The sequence below is a fragment of the Vibrio sp. 378 genome (assembly GCF_033339435.1).
The window spans coordinates 1-1,235 of sequence record NZ_JAWOUO010000101.1; the positions used below are offsets into that span (position 1 = coordinate 1).

The 1,235-nt window shown below is 47.1% G+C and carries 1 protein-coding gene; it reads left to right on the forward strand.

Going from position 1 to position 1,235, the window contains the following annotated elements; all coding sequences use genetic code 11:
* Positions 1–1,156 (forward strand): aminopeptidase PepB (pepB, locus tag R7Q48_RS24365; RefSeq protein ID WP_318132671.1); only part of this gene is annotated, 1,156 nt, incomplete at its 5' end.
* Between the last annotated feature and the right edge of the window lie 79 nt (positions 1,157–1,235).

Sequence of the window (1,235 nt, forward strand, 5' to 3'; positions counted from 1 at the left end):
TCGTCAGCTAGATGGCCAAGGAATTCATTCAGTTCTACTTTCTGGTGAACATTGGGATTTGGAAAGCATCTGGGCTTTCCATCAAGGTTACCGCAATCCGAAAAAACACGGTTTACTAGAATGGATTGCGCTTTCTGAAGAAGACCAAACTGAACTTCAAGCTCGCATTAAAGCGACCGATTTTACGCGCGATATCATCAACAAAACGGCGGAAGAAGTTGCACCTCGTCAACTTGCTACGATGGCGGCTGAGTTCATCAAATCTGTCGCACCAGAAGGCACAGTAACGGCTCGTATTGTTAAAGATAAAGATCTACTAGCGGAAGGTTGGGAAGGTATCTATGCGGTTGGTCGCGGTTCGGATCGCACATCAGCAATGCTGCAATTGGATTACAACCCGACTGGCGATGAAAACGCACCAGTATTCGCGTGTCTAGTAGGTAAAGGCATTACGTTTGATTCAGGCGGTTACAGCCTTAAGCCTTCAAACTTTATGAGTGCAATGAAAGCCGATATGGGCGGTTCAGGTACGATTACTGGCGGTTTGGGGTTAGCTATTTTGCGTGGTTTGAACAAGCGCGTAAAACTGATCTTATGTTGTGCTGAGAATATGGTTTCTGGTCGTGCGCTCAAGCTTGGCGACATCATCACCTACAAAAATGGTAAGACTGTTGAGATCATGAACACCGACGCAGAAGGTCGTTTGGTACTTGCCGATGGTCTTATCTATGCAAGCGAGCATAACCCTGAGTTGATCATCGACTGCGCAACGTTAACCGGCGCGGCGAAAAACGCATTGGGTAACGACTACCACGCGTTAATGAGCTTGGATGTTGTAGTGTCTCATCAAGCGCTAACAGCAGCAAACAACGAGAAAGAAGGCCTGTGGCCACTGCCTCTGGCTGATTTCCACCGTGGTATGTTGCCGTCAAACTTCGCTGATTTATCGAACATCAGCTCTGGAGACTACAGTCCAGGCGCAAGTACCGCTGCTGCATTTTTGTCTTACTTTGTTGAAGACTACAAGAAAGGCTGGTTGCACTTCGATTGTGCTGGTACTTACCGTAAGTCTGCATCAGACAAGTGGGCGGCTGGCGCTACTGGTATGGGTGTCCGCACTCTTGCTCGCCTTCTTAATGAGCAAGCAGAAAAATAATATTTATGGTGGCGTCAGTTAGGCGCTGCCGTAGTCAAGCAAGTCACTTTTAAACACTATTATTACAAGTACAAAAAGG